This window comes from Asticcacaulis currens (assembly GCF_028550395.1).
GTDB classification, from domain to species: domain Bacteria; phylum Pseudomonadota; class Alphaproteobacteria; order Caulobacterales; family Caulobacteraceae; genus Asticcacaulis; species Asticcacaulis currens.
In genome coordinates, this window is the sequence record NZ_JAQQKW010000007.1 from 107,873 (window position 1) to 125,247 (window position 17,375).

The following is a 17,375-nucleotide window of genomic DNA, read 5'->3' on the forward strand; positions in this document are numbered from 1 at the left end:
GTCGTGGTAACTCCCTCAGTAGTCTCAATTTTTACGCGATTGAAAGGCAGCGGTTTCCGGTGTGACTTAATTGGAACAGGTTGCAAACGTTATTTAATCTTTGGTGACGCGCGATTGACGGATTTATGACGCGGGTGCCTTACTTTCGCCAACAGCTCATAAAGGGCTGGATAACAGTGGGCTTTGACCTCTCTTCAAGGCCCCAAATCCGGAGAACTAGAGTGATCAACAAATCGAAGCGATCAGGCCTGATGGTCTCGACGACGCTGTGCGGCGCGCTGCTGTCGGCCATGGCGTTGACTGCGGTAACGTCGATTGTGCCTCAGGTGGCTATGGCCCAGAGTGCGGTGGGTACGGTCTATGGTAAGGCCGCGGCGGGTGAAACCGTCACCCTGACGGATAAAGAAACCGGCGTGGCGAATACCTCCAAGGCCAACGCCTCCGGCGATTTCAGCTTTGCCCAGCTCCCCCCAGGTGAATATACGGTCAAGCTCGCCAGCGGTAAGTCCGTTGACGTCACCGTCGTGGCCGGTAGCGGTGCCCTCGCTGACTTTAGCGTCACCGAAGTGGTGGTGCGTGGCTCGCGCAGCAATCTGAACCGTATCGATGTCAAGTCCACGGAATCGACAACCATTCTGACGGCGTCTCAGATCGAAAACCTGCCGGTTACGCGCGAAATCTCGGCCGTGGCCCTACTCGCACCGGGTACGTTGGCTAACGGTTCGCCGGATAACTTTGGTAACACGGTGAGCGTTGGCGGTTCGTCAGTTGCCGAAAACGGCTATTATATTAACGGCTTTGACGTCACCAATATTCGGACTTTCCTGTCCTACGCTAACCTGTCCTACGACGCCGTTGGCCAGCAACAGGTAAAGACAGGCGGTTACGGTGCCGAATTCGGCCGTTCGCTCGGTGGTGTGATCTCGGTCGTGACCAAGCGCGGTACCAACCAGTGGCGCTACGGCGGTTCGGTGACTTACGCTCCTTCCGAATGGGATGCGAAAGCCAAGGACGCCGTCTCGATTGATCCGGCCAAACGCCGCCCCGCAACTGCGGCGACTGCCCTCAATCCATTCGCTGATAGTGAGCCGGATAAGTATTTGGCCTATCGTAGTGCGAACCGTTACACAGAGGCGTTGTGGACCAATTGGGTCAGCGGTCCGATCATTGAAGACAAGTTGTTCATGTTTGCCTCGCTCGAAAAGGGCAAGACTCAAACTGACACCTTCGGCGTTAACACATCGAAGCGCGTAGTTAATACGTCACCCACGGGTCTGTTGAAGCTCGACTACTACCTTACGCCAAAGCACCACTTTGAGTATACGGGTATTCTCAACAAGTCGATCGACAAGGTTGAGAATTTTATATACACCGACGTCAACCAGTTCGGCAAACCGATGAAGTACGTCGGCGCCCATCAAGCTCCGACGTCAAATTATGACGTGGAAAGCGGTGGTTACGTCCACGTTTTGAAGTATACAGGCGAAATCACTGACAACCTCACCTTGTCGTTGATGGGCGGTAAGCTGCACAGCGTTAACAACGCCCAAAACCCGGCCGTAGCGAACCCCGCTGCAGCACAGTGCGTCGCGGCTTACGACTCTCGTGGTGCCGACGCTACCGCTCTCAACTTTATCGGTTGCTGGGATGAAGACCAGTTCCGCATTCCGGACCTGAAAGCGCCTAAGGAGACCGACGAACGCAAGGCATACCGCGCGGACGTTGACTGGCGTTTAGGCAATCATACGGTTCGTTTCGGTTACGACTCTGAAACGTTTGAGTCGTCCAAGCGTGGCGAAATTTATTCTGGCGGTCAGTATTGGCGCTATTATCAACGCACCAACAATCAGACGGTTTCGGGTGTAGTCGTTCCGGCTGGTACGCTCTATGGCCGTCTGCGTGTTTATCAAACCGGGTCCGTCTCGTACAAGATCGAAAACTCTGCCTTCTATATTGAGGACAGCTGGCAGATCACGCCGACGGTCCTGCTGTACGGCGGCCTGCGGTCTGAGTCGTTCTCTAACTACAATTCAAGCAACGAACGCTTTGTTCATGCTGATAATACCATTGCGCCCCGTCTGGGCTTCTCCTGGGACGTCAACGGCGATTCGAGCTTCAAGGTCTTCGGTAACTTCGGCCGTTACTATATTCCTGTCGCCTCCAATACCAATATTCGTGCGTCCGGTATCGAGTGGCAGGAAGAAAGCTTCTATCGCTTGGGTGGTGTGAACACGGCAACCGGCGCTCCAACGTCAATCGGCGCGCAAATCGGCACCACATCACTTAACGGTTCCAAGACGGCACCAAAGGCGGCTTCGGTGGCCTCGGAAAATCTGGAGCCTATGTTTCAGGACGAATTCATTCTGGGCGCACAAAAGAAGTTTACTGACGAGCTGACCCTTGGCCTTCGTGCGACCTATCGCAAGGTTCAAAACGGCTTTGATGACCATTGTACCTACAGTCCCTATCAAAACTGGGCGAAGGACAAGGGTTACACCAACTTCGATTACCACGATGTTGCGTCTTGCCAGATCATCAACCCCGGCAAGGATGTTGTTCTGGAGTTTGATAACAACAGCACTGGCACGGCCACGCAGAACACGATCCCTGCCAGCTACTTCAAGCTGCCGGAGTACGACCGCGCCTACGCCGCTCTTGAGCTTTTCGGTAGCTACAATATCGGAAAGCTTAACCTGAACGGGTCTTACACCCTGTCTAAGAGCTACGGTAACTCGGAAGGCTATGTGAACACGACACTCGGGCAGGTGGATGCTGGTCTGGTGCAGGATTTCGACAACTATCTGTTTGAAGTCGGGTCGCGCGGCTTGCTGCCAAATGACCGCACCCACTCCTTGAAGCTGTTCGGCAACTACCGCCTGACGGAAGAGTTCAACCTGGGCGGCTTCCTGCAAGTCACGTCGGGTCGTCCGATCAACTGCACGGGCTATGTCGACACGACTGATCCGACTCTTTCCGGGGAGGATGCAAAGCAATTAGCGCTTTACAGCGCTTCGTCCTTCTTCTGCTCGCGCGCTGACGGCACGAAGTATATCGCTGAACGCGGCACGCTGGGCCGCACTCCGACTTCAGTGGTGTTCAATACGCAAGTTCAGTACCGCCCGAATTGGGCCAACAACCATGTTGCCTTCTATTTGGATGTGTCGAACCTGTTTAACTCGCGAGAAACCCTCACGGTTCAAGAGTCGTCGCAACGCGGAGGCGCTAGCTCTCCCCAGTATGACCCTGACTATGGCCGTCCGCTCAGCTTCCAGACTCCGCGGTCTGCTCGTCTGACGATGCGGTACAACTTCTAATCCAAGCTTTGTTTTGGATGCGTAGAATGGCAGGCCTTAGGGCCTGCCATTTTTGTTTTACGGCTACATTATTCGGGGTTATTCGTGCGCAACGAACGCGAAAAAAGCCGCGCCCGGAGGACCGGACGCGGCTTTTTTCAACGTTAACCTTAAAGCGTGATCTTACTTGATCTTGCCTTCGCGGAATTCGACGTGCTTGCGCACAACCGGGTCGTACTTCTTCAGCACGAGCTTTTCGGTCTTGGTGCGGGCGTTCTTCTTGGTGACGTAGAAGAAGCCGGTGTCCGCCGTCGAGTTCAGGCGGATCTTGATGGAGGCGGGCTTAGCCATGGCGGAACCTTAACAAACGGATCGCGACCAACGGAATCTCCAGGCCGCACAAATATTCAGGAGCGCGGAAAATACGCATCCACGCGCGGAAGTCAATGGCCAATATGGCCCCGGCTTCGATTTCCCTGAACTATAAACGCCAGGCGCGGAAAAGGCCACAGGCTGCGCTTGGCCTGTGTTATCCCCTGTGCTCGCCATAGGCCCGATGCGCCTCTGCCTGACGCCAGGCGTCCATAAACGGCGCGTCGCTGCCGTAGGCGCGGGCGCGTCTGGCCCCCATGCCCAGTAGACGACAGGCCATCTGTGCGCCCGTCAGGTCGTCGGCCAGCAGATAGGCTTCAAACATGGCATACAGCCGCTCGGCGCTTTCACGCGCCAGTTCCGGCGTCTTGTAGCGCCAGTGCGGCGACATCTGGCTGCGATAGGGTTCGAGCAGGCGCGAGGACGACTTGAGGGGCTCTTCAGGCGCGTGTCGGCTGACCCGGGCACGCGCGTCGTCTGGCCACCCATGGGGGGCGGTCTGCGCGACAGTGACAGGGGGCAGACGCTCGCTCATGCCGCTCAGTGTCCGGCAGGCCCCGTAAGAAAGCCATCCCCCGTTCGCCCGCCCGTGAGAGGCAAGGCGTTGGGGGCAGGGGGCTTTCGCATAAACAGACGGTAGGGATTAGCGCCGCTTGCCCTTCTTGGTCTTCGATTTTTCGGTAATGCCCTTCTGGCGCGCTTTGCCCGTTTTGGGGCTACCCTTCGGCCCGCCCGGTCCTTTGCGGCGCAGCGCCGTATCGACTCGCGAGCGCACGCCCAGACGCGGGCGCGGGGCGTTGGGATCGGGGGCTTCGGGCTCGGACAGGGCCTTGAAGACCAGCCCGCCGGTCATCGGCATGGCCTCCAGCAACTGCACCTCGATCTTGCGCCCCAGCGTCCAGCGGCGGTGATGGCGCTCCCCCACCAGCGCGTGGGCCGTGTCATCGTGGATATAGTAGTCATCCACGAAGGACGAGGCGGGGATGATGCCGTCGGCCCCCGTTTCGGTCAGCTTGACGAACAGGCCAAAGCGCGTGACGCCGACGATGCGGCCTTCAAACGTCGCCCCCACCTTGTCCTCAAGGAAGGCCGCCACATAGCGCTCTATGGCCTCGCGTTCGGCCTGCATCGAGCGCCGCTCGGTGGCGGTGATGTGCTCGGCCGTATCGGCCATGGTCTTGACCTCATAGTCGGTCAGACCGTCGTCCCCCAGCTTGAGCGCGCGGATCAGCGCGCGGTGCACGATCAGGTCGGCATAGCGGCGGATCGGTGAGGTGAAGTGGGCATAGCGGTCGAGATTGAGGCCGAAGTGGCCGAAATTCTCGGCGCTGTAATGGGCCTGCATCTGGGTGCGCAAAACCACCTCATTGATGACTTCGGCGTGCGGCCCGTCCTTCTGGCTGTTGAGCAACTGATTGAAGCGCTCGGTGCGCGGCGGCTCGCCCTTGTTCCACGGCAGGCCGATCGTGGCCAGAAAATCGGCCAGATTGCCGACCTTTTCGAGGCTGGGCTGTTCGTGCACGCGGTAGATCAGCGGCGTTCTGTGCTTTTCCAGCGTCTCGGCGGCGCAGACATTGGCCTGAATCATCATCTCTTCGATGAGCTGGTGTGCCTCAAGGCTGACGCGGGCGGTGATGGCCACGACATTACCCTCGGAATCGAGCTGCACCTTGCGCTCAGGCGAGTTGATGGCCAGCGGTTGACGCTCGCGCCGGCCGCGGCCCAGACAGGCGTGCGCGGCCCACAGGGGCTTCAGGAGCGTGTCGAGCAGGGGCTGCGTCTTGTCGTCGGGCGTGCCGTCGATGGCCGCCTGCGCCTGCTCATAGGAGAGCTTGGCGGCAGAGCGCATCAGGCCGCGCACGAACTGATGGCCGATCTTCTTGCCCTCGGCATTGAAGACCATGCGCACGGCCAGGGTCGCGCGGTTTTCGCCTTCCTGAAGCGAGCACAGGCCCGACGACAGCACGTGCGGCAGCATGGGCTCCACGCGGTCCGGGAAGTAGGTCGAATTGCCCTTTTCGCGGGCGTCGCGATCCAGCGACGAGCCCGATTTGACGTAGTGGGCCACGTCGGCAATGGCCACCCACACGACGTAGCCGCCGGGATTGCTGGCGTCATCATCGGCATGGGCATAGACGGCGTCGTCGTGGTCGCGGGCGTCCTGCGGGTCAATGGTGATCAGGGGCAGGTGGCGCAGGTCCTCGCGCCCTTTGAGGTCCGGAGCCTGCGCGGCCTCGGCCTCGGCTTCGGTCGATGAGTCAAAGCCGACCTTCAGCCCGTGGGCGTGGATGGCCATGATCGAGGCGATGCGCGGGGAGTCTTCCTTGCCGATCACCTCAATGAGTTTGGCGGGCTTGGGGCCATAGCGGTGGTTACCGCCCTGCGGCGCGGCGATCACCACATCACCGTCTTCGAGGGCGTCGATGGCCCCGGCGACGAGGGTGTAGCTGTCCTTCGACTTGCGATCGACGCTTTCGAGGCGGATGTCGCGCGGGCCCTTGCGCGCCTTACCGATACGCACGACGCCGACCAGCTTGGGCGCGCCCTGATCCAGCACCTTGACGAGGTGGGCGATCCACTCCTCAGAGGTCTGCTCAAAGCGCACATAGATGCGGTCGCCGACGGCCGGCGGCGTCTGGGCGATGGCTTTTTTCAGCGGGGCGAGGCGGGCCAGAGGCGGCTTGTGCTTCAGCTTGGGATCGTCCGACTTTCCAGTTCTTTGGCCCCACTTGACCCACAGATCGCCGTCTATGTCGCGCTCGACAACTTCGGCGACGCCGGTTTCGGGCAGGGCACCGACGGCCCCGAACGACTTGCGCCCGCTCTTGTTCAGCTTGCCGGAGTCGGCCAGTTGCTTGAGCCTTTGGCGCAGGGCACGACGGTCTTCGCCCTTGAGGCCGAACTGCCTGGCCAGGGCGCCGACATCCAGCTCACGGGCGGACTTCAGGACTTCGAGGAGGGTGTCGTCATCCGGCAGGCCGTCAGGCTTTTTTTGTGCTGGGCGGGGCGTAGAAGGTGTTTTCATGAGTCGCACTGTAAAGGGTTTGGCGACGCGAGGCGATGTTTTCTTATGGCCGCCCTTCTCCTCCCTGTGCCGAAGGCATGGGGAGGTGCTGAGCGTAGCGAAGCGGAGGGGAGATGGCTCAGGTCTTTCCCAAACGCTCAATGGCCAATTGTGACGCATCTTTGAGGTTTAAAGGTAGCGGAGCGGTGTGTACACTGATGGAGTCATCCCCCTCCGTCGGCTCATTTCAGTCGCCGCCACCTCCCCATCGCTGCGCGACAGGGAGGGGAGGGGCTGTCATGTCTACTCCCTGTGCCGAAGGCATGGGGAGGTGCTGAGCGTAGCGAAGCGGAGGGGACGACTCAGGCCTTGCCCAAACGCTCGATGGCCAGTCGGTACACGTCTTCGGCCACCTCATCCGCATCGGCCATTAGTTCGAAAGCGGGCGCTGCGCTTCGCTGGCGGTCCCCCTCCCCATCGCTACGCGACAGGGAGGAGAGGGACTGTCCTGTCTCCTTCCCCTGCCTGCGGCACACGGAGGAGAGGGGGGGTTAAGCCTCGGCCTTGGCTTTTTTTGCCGGGGCTTTCTTGGCTGTCGTTGCCTTCTTCGCCGCTGGTTTCTTAGCCGCTGCTGCCTTCTTGGCCGGAGCTTTTTTGGCCGCTGTCTTTTTCACGCCGCCCTTGGCCTCAATGAGCGCCAGTGCCTGTTCCAGCGTCACGTCTTCGGGCGCGGTGTCCTTGGGGATGGTGGCGTTGACCTTGCCGCACTTGACATAGGGGCCATAACGACCGGCCATGACCTGAATTGCGTCGCCCGATTCCGGGTGCGCCCCCAACTCTTTCAACGGCGCCACCGATGAGGCCTTGCCCTTGGCATTGGCGCGCTTTTCGGCCAGCAGCACGACGGCACGGTTGAGGCCCACTTCGAAAATGTCGTCGAAGCTCGGCAGGTTGGCATAGGTCTTTTCGTGCTCGATAAACGGCCCGAAACGGCCCAGCGCCGCGGTGATCGGCTTGCCGTCTTCCGGGTGGTCGCCGACTTTTCGCGGCAGCGACAACAGCTTCAGCGCGCGGTCGAGGTCAATCGACGCCGGTGGCCAGGCCTTGGGCAAAGACGAGCGCTTGGGCTTGTCGTCCTTGGATTCCGCCTCGCCAAGCTGCACATAGGGGCCGAAACGTCCGATTTTGAGCGACACCACCTTGCCGGTCTCCGGATCGCTGCCCAGTTCGCGGTCACCGGAGGCGGCAGCCTCTTCGGAAGCGTTTTCCGGGTTGCCGACGGGGCGGGTATATTTGCATTCCGGGTAGTTGGAACAGCCGACAAAGGCCCCGAAGCGCGAGGTCTTCAGGCTCAGTTGACCCGTGCCGCAGGTCGGGCAGGCGCGCGGGTTGGAGCCGTCGCCCTTGTCCGGGAAGATGTGCGGCCCCAGCGCGTCATTGAGGCGATCCAGCACTTCGGAGACGCGGAATTCGCTGATTTCCCCGGCCTTGGCGTGGAAATCCTGCCAGAATTCGCGCAGCAGCGCCTTCCAGTTCAGATCGCCCGCCGAAACGAGGTCGAGCTTTTCTTCGAGGTCGGCGGTGAAATCGTACTGCACGTAGCGCGAGAAGAACTGATCGAGGAAGGCGGTGACCAGACGGCCCTTGTCTTCCGGTATAAAGCGGTTCTTGTCCATGCGCACGTAGTCGCGGTCGCGCAGAACGCTGAGGATCGAGGCGTAGGTCGAGGGGCGACCAATGCCCAGCTCTTCCATGCGCTTGACCAGCGAGGCTTCGGAATAGCGCGGCGGTGGCTCGGTGAAGTGCTGCGCCGGCTTGATGTCGTGCACATCGACCAGCGTGCCGGTGCGCAGTTGCGGCAGGCGGCCACCATCCTCGTCCGTCTCGTCGTCCTTGCCCTCTTCGTAGAGCGCCAGATAGCCGTCGAAGGTGATGACCTGACCCGTGGCGCGCAGACCGATCGACTTGTCCTGATTGAGGAGGTCAATGGTGGTCTTTTCAACGCGGGCGGCCTCCATCTGGGCCGCCATGGTGCGCTTCCAGATCAGTTCGTACAGGCGCGCCTGATCGCCTTCGAGGCGCAGGGTCTCGGGGCGGCGGAAGATGGAGGTCGGGCGGATGGCTTCGTGGGCCTCCTGTGCGTTCTTGGCCTTCACCTTGTAGAGGCGCGGTTCGGACGGCACATAGGCGCTGCCGAAGCGCTCGCCCACGGCCTTGCGAATCTCACCGATGGCCGCCGGGTCGATAAACACGCCGTCGGTCCGCATATAGGTGATCAGGCCGGTCGTTTCGCCGCCAATATCGACGCCTTCATAGAGCTTCTGGGCCGTCTGCATGGTGCGCTGCGCGGAGAAACCCAATTTACGCGCCGCTTCCTGTTGCAGGGTCGAGGTGGTGAAGGGCGGGGGCGGGGTGCGCTTGCCCGGCTTCTGTTCGACCGATTCGACGGCGAATTTCGACAGCGAGATGGCCTTGCGCGCGGCTTCTGCCTTTTCGGCGTCGTTAAGGTCGAACTTGGCGAGCTTCTTGCCGTTCAGAACGTTCAGACGCGCCGTGAAGGGCGGCGAATTGGCCGACACCTCGGCATCGACGGTCCAGTATTCTTCGGACTTGAACTTTTCGATCTCCAGCTCGCGATCAACGATGATCTTGAGCGCCACCGACTGCACACGACCGGCCGAACGCGCGCCGGGCAGCTTGCGCCACAGAACCGGCGACAGGGTAAAGCCCACGAGGTAATCGAGTGCGCGGCGCGCCAGATAGGCCTCGACCAGCTCCATGTCGATCTGACGCGGGGCGGCCATGGCCTCCTGAACCGAAGCCTTGGTGATGGCGTTGAAGGTGACGCGCTCGACGACCTTTTCCTTCAACACCTTCTTTTTATTAAGCACTTCCAGAACGTGCCAGGAAATGGCCTCGCCTTCGCGGTCCGGGTCGGTGGCCAGAATGACGCGGTCCGACTTCTTCGCGGCATCGGCGATGTCGCTCAGGCGCTTTGAGGCCTTGGCGTCCACCTCCCAGCTCATGGCGAAGTCTTCGTCCGGTTTGACCGAGCCGTCTTTCGAGGGCAGGTCGCGCACATGGCCGTAGGAGGCCAGCACGGTGTAGTCCTTACCCAAGTATTTGTTGATGGTTTTGGCCTTGGCCGGGCTTTCGACGATGACGAGGTTCATGAGGTCTTTAATAGGAGGAAAACGGACAATAGCAATAAGCGGTCGCTTAAAATTCCCGCCAACATGGGCTTGTGCGGCCAGCGTGTCAACGCAGAGGCGAAATTCCATCCGGCGGCGGGTCATTTTGCCGGTCGCAACCTTAAGTTAAAAACGCCTATTATTCACACTTAAGATGAATAAACATCAAACACAGATATGTTCATGAGTGACACGCCTTCTCCCCTGCCGGAACCGACGGCCTATATTACCGATGACGAACAGCGGGCCGAGGTGATCCGCTATATCCGCGATATGACGAAGGAGTTGTCGGTGCTGGCCGAACGGGCGCAATGTCCGCCGCTGAGCGACTGCCTGCGCAAGGCCTATCAGAAGGCGAGTACGCTGTAGGGTCACTTATCCGCGGATATACTGCCCGTCAGAGGTCGTGACGATCAGCCCGGCGATTTCCAGCTCCCCCAGGGCCGCCAGACCGACACGGGCCGGGGCCCCGCTGAGGCGCAACAGGTCTTCGCGCGGGGTGGGGACGGGACGGATCAGGCTCAGCAGGCGGTCACGCAGGGAGTCGATGGCCTCATCGAGGTCGGTATCGTCAAACGCACTGACGGCGTGCAGCGGCACGGTGGGCGCAGGGCGCTCGAACAGGGTCATCTGGGCGTCAAGCGTGCGCAGGATGTCGTCCACGCCTTCGCACAGGGTGGCACCCTGACGGATCAGGTCATTGGTGCCGCGGCAGCGCGGATCAAGCGGCGAACCGGGCACGGCAAACACCTCGCGCCCCTGTTCGTTGGCCAGTCGCGCCGTGATCAGAGAGCCGGATTTCAGCTCGGCCTCTACCACAATCGTGCCGCGCGTCAGGCCGCTGATGACACGGTTGCGGCGCGGAAAGTCTCCGGCGCGGGCGCGATACCCCACCGGGCTTTCGGAGATCAGCACGCCATAGGTGCGGATAGCCTGATAAAGGTCGGCATTGTCGGGCGGATAGATGTCATCGACGCCACCGCCCAGCACCGCCGCCGTCCCGGTCTTGAGGCTGCCCGTATGGGCCTGCGTATCTATGCCGCGCGCCAGCCCGGAGACGACGAAAAAGCCCGCTTCGCCCAGCTCTCTGGCCAGGGCGTGCGCGATGCGCTGACCCGCCGCCGAGGCGTTGCGTGCGCCGACAATGGCGATGGCGCGGTCGGGCAGGGCGGTCTGTTCGCCCAGCATCCACAGGACGGGCGGCGCGGCTGCGATGTCGGCCAGCAGTTTGGGATAGGCTGTGTCCCCCAGCACGACCAGACGCGCCCCGGCAGCACGACCGCGCGCCATTTCCGCTTCGACGGCCTCAATCGGGGCGGGGACAATGCCGCCGCCGGCGCGTCTGGCGATCATAGGCAGGTTTTCGACGGCCTTCACGGCGCTGCCGAAGCGCAGGATCAATTGGTGGAAATGCACCGGGCCGATACGGTTCGTGCGCGCCAGCCGTAACCGCGCAAAGCGTTCCGCGTCGCTGGTGCAGGCGGGAAAGCGTCCGAAAAAGTCCTCCCCCCCGTCGCTCATGGATCAGGCGTCCGCGGCGGGTTCGGCGTCTTTCTTCTTGCCGATCTTCGGTTCCTCGCCCTTGAGCAGACGGCGGATATTGTCGCGGTGGCGCACATAGATCAGCACCGCCATGAACAGGGCCATGACGACGAAGGCGTGCGGCTGATCGGTCAGGAGGCCCAGCGGGGCGATCAGGGCCGCGGCCACCAGCGCGCTCAAGGACGAAATACGGAAGATAAAGGCGGTCAGAAGCCACGTCCCGGCGGCCAGCAGCCCCATCGGCCAGGCGGCGGCAAACAGGGTGCCGAGGAAGGTCGCCACGCCCTTACCGCCCTTGAACTTCAGCCAGACGGGGAAGAGGTGGCCTAAAAACGCCGCCCCTCCGGCCAGCGCCATGCCGGTCTGACGGGTCGCCTGATCGACGCTGAGCAGCAGGACGAAGGCCAGACCGACCGCCATCGCGCCCTTGCCCGTATCGCCCAGAAAGGTGATCAGGGCCAGATCCTTACGGCCCGTTCTTAAGACATTGGTCGCGCCGATATTGCCCGAACCGATGCTGCGGATGTCGATACCGGCCAGCTTCGTCGTGACGACGCCGAAGGGGATCGACCCAAAGAGGTAGCCGCCGATCACGGCAAGGGCAAATATGGTCCAGTCAGGCAGAGGCATTACAGCGCTTTCACTCATACCAACGGCCGAAGATGCTGCCGCATCCGGCCGTTGAAGACTCGAGAATGTCTCCTATGTGTAAGCGACATGAGCCATTCTCGAAAGGCATACCAGGTGTCATTTTCAATGACCCTTGGTATCAGGCCTGATAGACGATTCGACCGTCCACCAGAGTCAACTCTACCTTGCCCTGTAATGTGCGGTTTTCAAAGGGGGAGTTCTTCGATTTCGACAGGATGTCGCTTTCGCGAAGGGCGAAGGGCGCGTCGATATCGACCAAAATCAGATCGGCGGGCGCACCGGGCGTTAGCCGCCCGGCCTCAAGACCGATCAGTTGCGCCGGATTGATCGTCACGGTGCGCAGCAGGTCGATCAGCGGAATCTCCCGATCATGGTGCAGGCCGATCAGCGCCGCCAGCAGGGTTTGCAGGCCAATCGCGCCCGGTTCGGCCTCGGAGAAGGGGCGGCGCTTGTCTTCGGCGGGCAGGGGCGTGTGGTTCGACACCACCACGTCGATCAGGCCGTCGGCCAGCGCGTCCACCAGAGCGAGACGATCGTCTTCGGAACGCAGCGGCGGGTCGAGGCGGTAGAAGGTGCGGTAATCGCCGATGTCGATTTCATTGAACACCAGATGGTTGATCGAGGCCGAGGCATAGACATCGAGCCCCTTCGCCTTGGCCTGTGCGATGGCCTTGATGGCCCCGGCGGTGGTGATCTGATCGACCAGCAGGCGCGCCCCGGTCAGCTCGACCAGAGCCAGATCGCGCTCCAGCGCGATGCGCTCCGCCAGTGCGGACACACCCGACAGCCCCATGCGTGCCGCCATTTCACCAGAGGTGGCGACCGCCCCTTCCGATAGCCACGGCTCCTTGGGGCGGTGGGCGATCAGGGCGTTGAAGCCGTTGGCGTAAGAGAGGACGCGGGCCAGCACCTTGGAATTGATGATTGGACGTTCGACATCGGTGAAATAGACGGCCCCGGATTCACTCATCAGGCCGATTTCGGCCATCTGCTTGCCATTATGACCCTTGGTGGCCGCCCCGGCGGGATAGACGTGGACAAGTTCGATATCGCGGGCGCGGCGCAGGATGAAATCGACCATGGCCGGCTCGTCGATCACCGGGTCGGTGTCGGGCTGCACCACCATCGAGGTCACGCCCCCGGCGGCGGCGGCGCGGCTGGCGGATTTCAGCGTTTCCTTGGGCTCGGCCCCCGGTTCGCCGGTCTTGACGCGCAGGTCGATCAGGCCGGGGCAGACCACCTTGCCGTCGCAGTCGATAACCTTCATGTCGGCGGAGCCCGACGGCAGATGCGCCGTGTGCAGCACCTCGGCAATAACGCCTTCGGTGAGGATCAGGCTGCCGGGGCCGTCATAGTCGCTGGCCGGGTCGATCAGGCGGGCGTTCACAAGGGCTATGGCTTGGGATTGTTTCATCGGTCGGTCTCCAGACGCGCGGCCAGCGAGGCCAGAACGGCCATGCGCGCGGCGACGCCCATCTCCACCTGATCCTGAATGAGCGAGATCGACAGATCATCGGCCACTTCGGAGTCGATTTCGACGCCGCGGTTCATCGGGCCGGGGTGCATGACGCGCACGTCCGGCGCGGCGACGGCCAGCTTTTCGCGGTCCAGACCGAAATAGCGGAAATATTCGCGGGTCGAGGGGATGAAGGCCCCGTCCATGCGCTCAAGCTGAAGGCGCAGCATCATCACCACATTGGCCCCGGTAATCCCGGCCTTCATGTCGTGATAGACCTCCACGCCCCATTCGTCGGCGTCGCCGGGAATGAGCGTCGGCGGCCCGACCAGGCGCACATTGGCCCCCATGGCGTTGAGCAGGATGACGTTGGAGCGCGCCACGCGGCTATGGGCGACATCGCCGCAAATGGCGACCGTCAGGCTATCGACATGGCCAAACGCGCGGCGGATCGACAGCATGTCGAGCAGGGCCTGAGTGGGGTGCTGATGCTGACCGTCGCCGGCATTGACGACGCTGCACCCGACCTTTTGGCCCAGAAGCTGCGCCGCGCCTGATGCCGAATGGCGCACGACCAGCAGATCGGGCTTCATCGCATTGAGCGTCACCGCCGTGTCGATCAGGGTCTCGCCCTTGGCCACGCTGGAGGTGCGCGGGTTCATATTGACCGTATCGGCCCCCAGACGCTTGCCCGCCAGCTCAAACGACGACATGGTGCGCGTCGAGTTCTCAAAGAACAGATTGACCTGCGTGCGCCCCTTGAGCAGGTCGAGCTTTTTATTGGTCCGCCGGTTCAGTTCGACGAACACATCGGCCAGATCGAGCAGGGCCAGAATGTCGGGCGGATCAAGGTCCTGAGCGGCGTTGAAATGCCGTTTGGGGAAGGGAAAGAGGCGCGACTGGATCATCTCCAGCAACACCTGCGGATCTTGGGGGGCAATGCGCGTCATAAAGGGCGGCTATATCCCACGACTCAAGGGGAGGGAAGGGGCAATCGCCGCCGCCCGACCGCAGTCAGGCAGCGGCGACGCGTACAAACGCTTATGTCTTGTTCAGCGACGCGATGTCGATGACAAAGCGGTAGCGCACGTCGGACTTGATGACGCGCTCATAGGCGGCGTTGATGTCCTGAATGTCGATCAACTCGATATCCGAGACGATGTTGTGCTCACCGCAGAAATCGAGCATTTCCTGCGTTTCCTTGATCGAGCCGATCATTGACCCGGCCAGGGTCTTGCGGCCGGGGATCAGCGAGAAGGCGTGCACCGGGATGGGGTTGTCCGGCACGCCGACCAGCACCATGGTGCCATCGACCTTGAGCAGGCCGAGATAGGCGTTCCAGTCGATGGGGGCGGAGACCGTATTGATGATCAGATCGAAGGTGCCCGCCAGATTCTTGAAGGTTTCCGCGTCATTGGTGGGGTAGTAGTGATCGGCCCCCAGACGCAGGGCGTCGTCCTTTTTGGCCAGAGACTGGCTGAGCACCGTGACCTCGGCCCCCAGCGCGTGGGCCAGCTTGACGCCCATATGGCCAAGCCCGCCCAGACCGATAATGGCGACCTTTTTGCCCGGCCCGGCGTTCCAGTGCTTCAGCGGCGACCACAGGGTGATCCCGGCGCACAGAAGCGGCGCGGCGGCGTCCTTGGGCAGGTGGTCCGGCACGCGCAGCACATAGCCTTCCTTAACCACGATATGGTCGGAATAGCCGCCATAGGTTGGCTGACCGTCGGCGTCGCGGTCATTATAGGTCTGCACGAGGCCCGGCATATATTGCTCTCGGTCTTCGTCGCGCGTCTGACACAGGCGGCAGGAATCGACGAAGCAGCCGACGCCGACCGTGTCGCCTTCCTTGAATTTGGTCACCTTTGCGCCGACCTGACGCACGCGACCGACGATTTCGTGACCGGGGACCTGCGGATAGATGCCGGGGAACCATTCGTCGCGCACCTGATGGATGTCGGAATGGCAGACGCCTGAATAGAGGATGTCGATGACCACATCGTCTGCGTTGGGGGCGCGGCGTTCAAAGGTAAAGGGTTCGAGCGGGGCCTTGGGCGAAGGCGCGGCATAGGCTTTGGCGAGCGTCATGGGAAATCCTTGGAAAATCGGGGGCGTTCGGCCGCAGAAAAGGTGTGGCGTGAGCCGTTACGGCTGAGGCGGGCGAACGGATCGGATATAGGAAGCGCGCCGGGCCCTTGCCAGCCCGAAGCTGTGCGTAAATCTCTTACGTCAGCAAATGATAGAGCCACAGGAGCAGGGGCAGGCTGATCAGGCTGAGCGAGGTGGTCAGCGCCACGATCCCGGCCATCAGCGGCGCGTCCCCGCCCATATGACGGGCCTGCACATAGGCAACAGCGGCGCACGGGGCGGCCCCGCAGCACAGGGCCACGCCCTGCGCCAGAGCATCGCCGCCGAACAGCCGGCACAGGCCCCAGCTGATCAGGGGCACGACCAAAACCTTGAAGGCTGAGGTGGCGACGACCAGAACGGGCTGGCTTCGGATATAGGCGAAGTTCAGCCCGGCACCGGCCAGAATAAGGCCGGTGGGAATGGCCGCATCGCCCAGCATCTTCAGGTCTTTTTCGATGAACGGCACGGACGGCGCGCGCACCATGTTGAGCGCCAGGCCGATCAGGCACGACAGGAAGATCGGGTTGGTGAACAGGCGCGCCATGACGCCGCGAAAGCTGCGGTCCACCGTGTCCTCGCCTTCGGGCTGCCCCCAGCGGGCCAGCACCAGTATCGAGGCCATATTGCTCAAGGGGATGAGCGCGCTCATGGCCACGGCGGCAAGCCCCACGGCCTGCGCCCCGAAAATCGAGGTGGCAATGGGCAAAAAGACAAACGAGTTGAAGCGGATCAGGCCCTGAAAGACGCTGGTATAGGTCGGGCCGGACAGGCGCAGCACGGGTTTCAGGGCAAAAGCGATCAGGATGGACAGGGCCAGAGACGTACTGACGGCCAGACTGATCGGGCCGGCGCTGAGGCCCGACAGGTCGGCGTGCCAGATGGCCGGGATCAGAAAGCCCGGATAGAAGACATAGACGGCGATGCGTTCGATCGGCCCCCAGACGGACGGCGGCAGAAAGCCCGATACCTTCAGCCCGAAGCCCAGCGCGATCAGCAGAAACACCGGCAGGATGCCGTTGATGAAGATGTCGGGCGTCATGCTTATCCCTCGCGCCCGTGCCGCTGCGCTCTTGTGCCCGTTGGCAGTCGGATTTGGCTCATGTGGCGCTTCTTATGCGGTCAAGCGCGCCCTGAAGGATGTAGGCGGCGGCGGAACGGTCGATCACTTCGGCGCGTTTGGCACGCGTCAGATCGGCCTCTTCAATCAGGAAGCGGTTCATCACCGAAGATGACCAGCGCTCGTCCCAGAAGGCGATGGGCAGGTCGGGGTCGAGGCCGGCGGCAGTGAATTTCTCAGTGGGCAGGCGCAGCAGGTTGCGGGCAAAGGCGCGCACCGACTGACAGCGCGGGCCTTCGGTGCCGTCCATATTGACCGGCAGGCCGATGACGAGGCCCGACGCTTCGCGTTGCTTCATCAGCAGCAGCAGCCGTTCGGCCTCCTGCGTGAACTTGCTCTTTTTGATCAGCTCCAGCGGCGAGCCGATGCTTAAGGAGATGTCGCTGACGGCGACGCCGATGGTCTTTTCCCCCAGATCGAGCCCGATCAGGGCGCGGCGCGGCGGCAGGGCGGCTTTCAGTTCGGTAATGTCGAGTATGGCCATGCGACGCGGTGTGGCGCGCGGGCGTAAGCGAGTCAATCAGAAATGCGGCGGCGTTGCGCCGAATGTGGCGCGATTATGAATTACGGCCATGTAATTAATGAATTGAATGTAATCTATTGCGCATATTTAATAATA

The 17,375-nt window shown here is 61.7% G+C and carries 13 protein-coding genes; 2 read left to right on the plus strand and 11 right to left on the minus strand.

The genetic code is table 11. From position 1 onward, the window contains the following. The first annotated feature begins 221 nt into the window (after nucleotides 1-221). On the plus strand, nucleotides 222-3,314 hold the full coding sequence (locus PQU94_RS12825) for a TonB-dependent receptor (protein ID WP_272741847.1): 3,093 nt from the start codon (nucleotides 222-224) through the stop codon (nucleotides 3,312-3,314). 162 nt (nucleotides 3,315-3,476) lie between these two features. Here PQU94_RS12825 and rpmG read toward each other — a convergent pair whose 3' ends face one another. The 4 genes from rpmG to topA form a co-directional block, all read right to left on the minus strand. Beyond that, entirely contained in the window at nucleotides 3,477-3,644 is a 168-nt protein-coding gene (gene rpmG, locus PQU94_RS12830) for a 50S ribosomal protein L33 (RefSeq protein ID WP_013480935.1), read from the minus strand. Between the two features lie 178 nt (nucleotides 3,645-3,822). Then, entirely contained in the window at nucleotides 3,823-4,200 is a 378-nt protein-coding gene (locus tag PQU94_RS12835; RefSeq protein ID WP_272741848.1) for a DUF4385 family protein, read from the minus strand. Between the two features lie 108 nt (nucleotides 4,201-4,308). Further along, complete coding sequence (gene rnr, locus PQU94_RS12840) at nucleotides 4,309-6,690, minus strand: ribonuclease R (protein WP_272741849.1); 2,382 nt, start codon at nucleotides 6,688-6,690, stop codon at nucleotides 4,309-4,311. Between the two features lie 530 nt (nucleotides 6,691-7,220). Further along, a complete protein-coding gene (gene topA / locus PQU94_RS12845; RefSeq protein WP_272741850.1) occupies nucleotides 7,221-9,842 on the minus strand; it encodes a type I DNA topoisomerase in 2,622 nt (873 codons plus the stop codon). A 201-nt stretch (nucleotides 9,843-10,043) separates the two neighbouring features. Between topA and PQU94_RS12850 the strand changes: the two genes are divergently transcribed. Next, nucleotides 10,044-10,229, plus strand: a complete 186-nt coding sequence (locus PQU94_RS12850; protein WP_272741851.1) for a hypothetical protein — start codon at nucleotides 10,044-10,046, stop codon at nucleotides 10,227-10,229. Between the two features lie 6 nt (nucleotides 10,230-10,235). Here the strand turns inward: PQU94_RS12850 and dprA are convergent, their stop codons facing one another. The 7 genes from dprA to ruvX form a co-directional block, all read right to left on the minus strand. Further along, nucleotides 10,236-11,381, minus strand: coding sequence for a DNA-processing protein DprA (gene dprA / locus PQU94_RS12855; RefSeq protein WP_272741852.1), 1,146 nt, complete (start codon nucleotides 11,379-11,381; stop codon nucleotides 10,236-10,238). A gap of 3 nt (nucleotides 11,382-11,384) precedes the next feature. Further along, nucleotides 11,385-12,032 (minus strand): glycerol-3-phosphate 1-O-acyltransferase PlsY, encoded by a 648-nt coding sequence (plsY, locus tag PQU94_RS12860; RefSeq protein ID WP_272741853.1) that lies wholly within the window; start codon nucleotides 12,030-12,032, stop codon nucleotides 11,385-11,387. Between the two features lie 139 nt (nucleotides 12,033-12,171). Next, nucleotides 12,172-13,467, minus strand: coding sequence for a dihydroorotase (gene pyrC, locus PQU94_RS12865; RefSeq protein WP_272741854.1), 1,296 nt, complete (start codon nucleotides 13,465-13,467; stop codon nucleotides 12,172-12,174). Further along, nucleotides 13,464-14,459 carry an aspartate carbamoyltransferase catalytic subunit gene (locus PQU94_RS12870; protein ID WP_226745240.1) on the minus strand — a complete coding sequence of 332 codons (996 nt, stop codon included), beginning with the start codon at nucleotides 14,457-14,459 and terminating at the stop codon, nucleotides 13,464-13,466. Before PQU94_RS12870 ends, pyrC begins: the two co-directional genes overlap by 4 nt. Nucleotides 14,460-14,550: 91 nt before the next feature. Then, nucleotides 14,551-15,597, minus strand: a complete 1,047-nt coding sequence (locus PQU94_RS12875; protein ID WP_272741855.1) for an NAD(P)-dependent alcohol dehydrogenase — start codon at nucleotides 15,595-15,597, stop codon at nucleotides 14,551-14,553. A gap of 136 nt (nucleotides 15,598-15,733) precedes the next feature. Further along, complete coding sequence (locus tag PQU94_RS12880; RefSeq protein ID WP_272741856.1) at nucleotides 15,734-16,678, minus strand: AEC family transporter; 945 nt, start codon at nucleotides 16,676-16,678, stop codon at nucleotides 15,734-15,736. A 58-nt stretch (nucleotides 16,679-16,736) separates the two neighbouring features. Next, nucleotides 16,737-17,240 (minus strand): Holliday junction resolvase RuvX, encoded by a 504-nt coding sequence (ruvX, locus tag PQU94_RS12885; protein WP_272741944.1) that lies wholly within the window; start codon nucleotides 17,238-17,240, stop codon nucleotides 16,737-16,739. Nucleotides 17,241-17,375: the final 135 nt, after the last annotated feature.

What these genes read in the sequence shown, in the direction of transcription:
- plsY (WP_272741853.1), bottom strand. Translation starts at nt 12,032, where the DNA reads ATGCCTCTGCCTGACTGGACCATATTTGCCCTTGCCGTGATCGGCGGC.
- PQU94_RS12875 (WP_272741855.1), bottom strand. Translation starts at nt 15,597, where the DNA reads ATGACGCTCGCCAAAGCCTATGCCGCGCCTTCGCCCAAGGCCCCGCTC.
- dprA (WP_272741852.1), bottom strand. Translation starts at nt 11,381, where the DNA reads ATGAGCGACGGGGGGGAGGACTTTTTCGGACGCTTTCCCGCCTGCACC.
- rpmG (WP_013480935.1), bottom strand. Translation starts at nt 3,644, where the DNA reads ATGGCTAAGCCCGCCTCCATCAAGATCCGCCTGAACTCGACGGCGGAC.
- PQU94_RS12870 (WP_226745240.1), bottom strand. Translation starts at nt 14,459, where the DNA reads ATGACGCGCATTGCCCCCCAAGATCCGCAGGTGTTGCTGGAGATGATC.
- PQU94_RS12880 (WP_272741856.1), bottom strand. Translation starts at nt 16,678, where the DNA reads ATGACGCCCGACATCTTCATCAACGGCATCCTGCCGGTGTTTCTGCTG.
- PQU94_RS12850 (WP_272741851.1), top strand. Translation starts at nt 10,044, where the DNA reads ATGAGTGACACGCCTTCTCCCCTGCCGGAACCGACGGCCTATATTACC.
- ruvX (WP_272741944.1), bottom strand. Translation starts at nt 17,240, where the DNA reads ATGGCCATACTCGACATTACCGAACTGAAAGCCGCCCTGCCGCCGCGC.
- PQU94_RS12835 (WP_272741848.1), bottom strand. Translation starts at nt 4,200, where the DNA reads ATGAGCGAGCGTCTGCCCCCTGTCACTGTCGCGCAGACCGCCCCCCAT.
- rnr (WP_272741849.1), bottom strand. Translation starts at nt 6,690, where the DNA reads ATGAAAACACCTTCTACGCCCCGCCCAGCACAAAAAAAGCCTGACGGC.
- pyrC (WP_272741854.1), bottom strand. Translation starts at nt 13,467, where the DNA reads ATGAAACAATCCCAAGCCATAGCCCTTGTGAACGCCCGCCTGATCGAC.
- topA (WP_272741850.1), bottom strand. Translation starts at nt 9,842, where the DNA reads ATGAACCTCGTCATCGTCGAAAGCCCGGCCAAGGCCAAAACCATCAAC.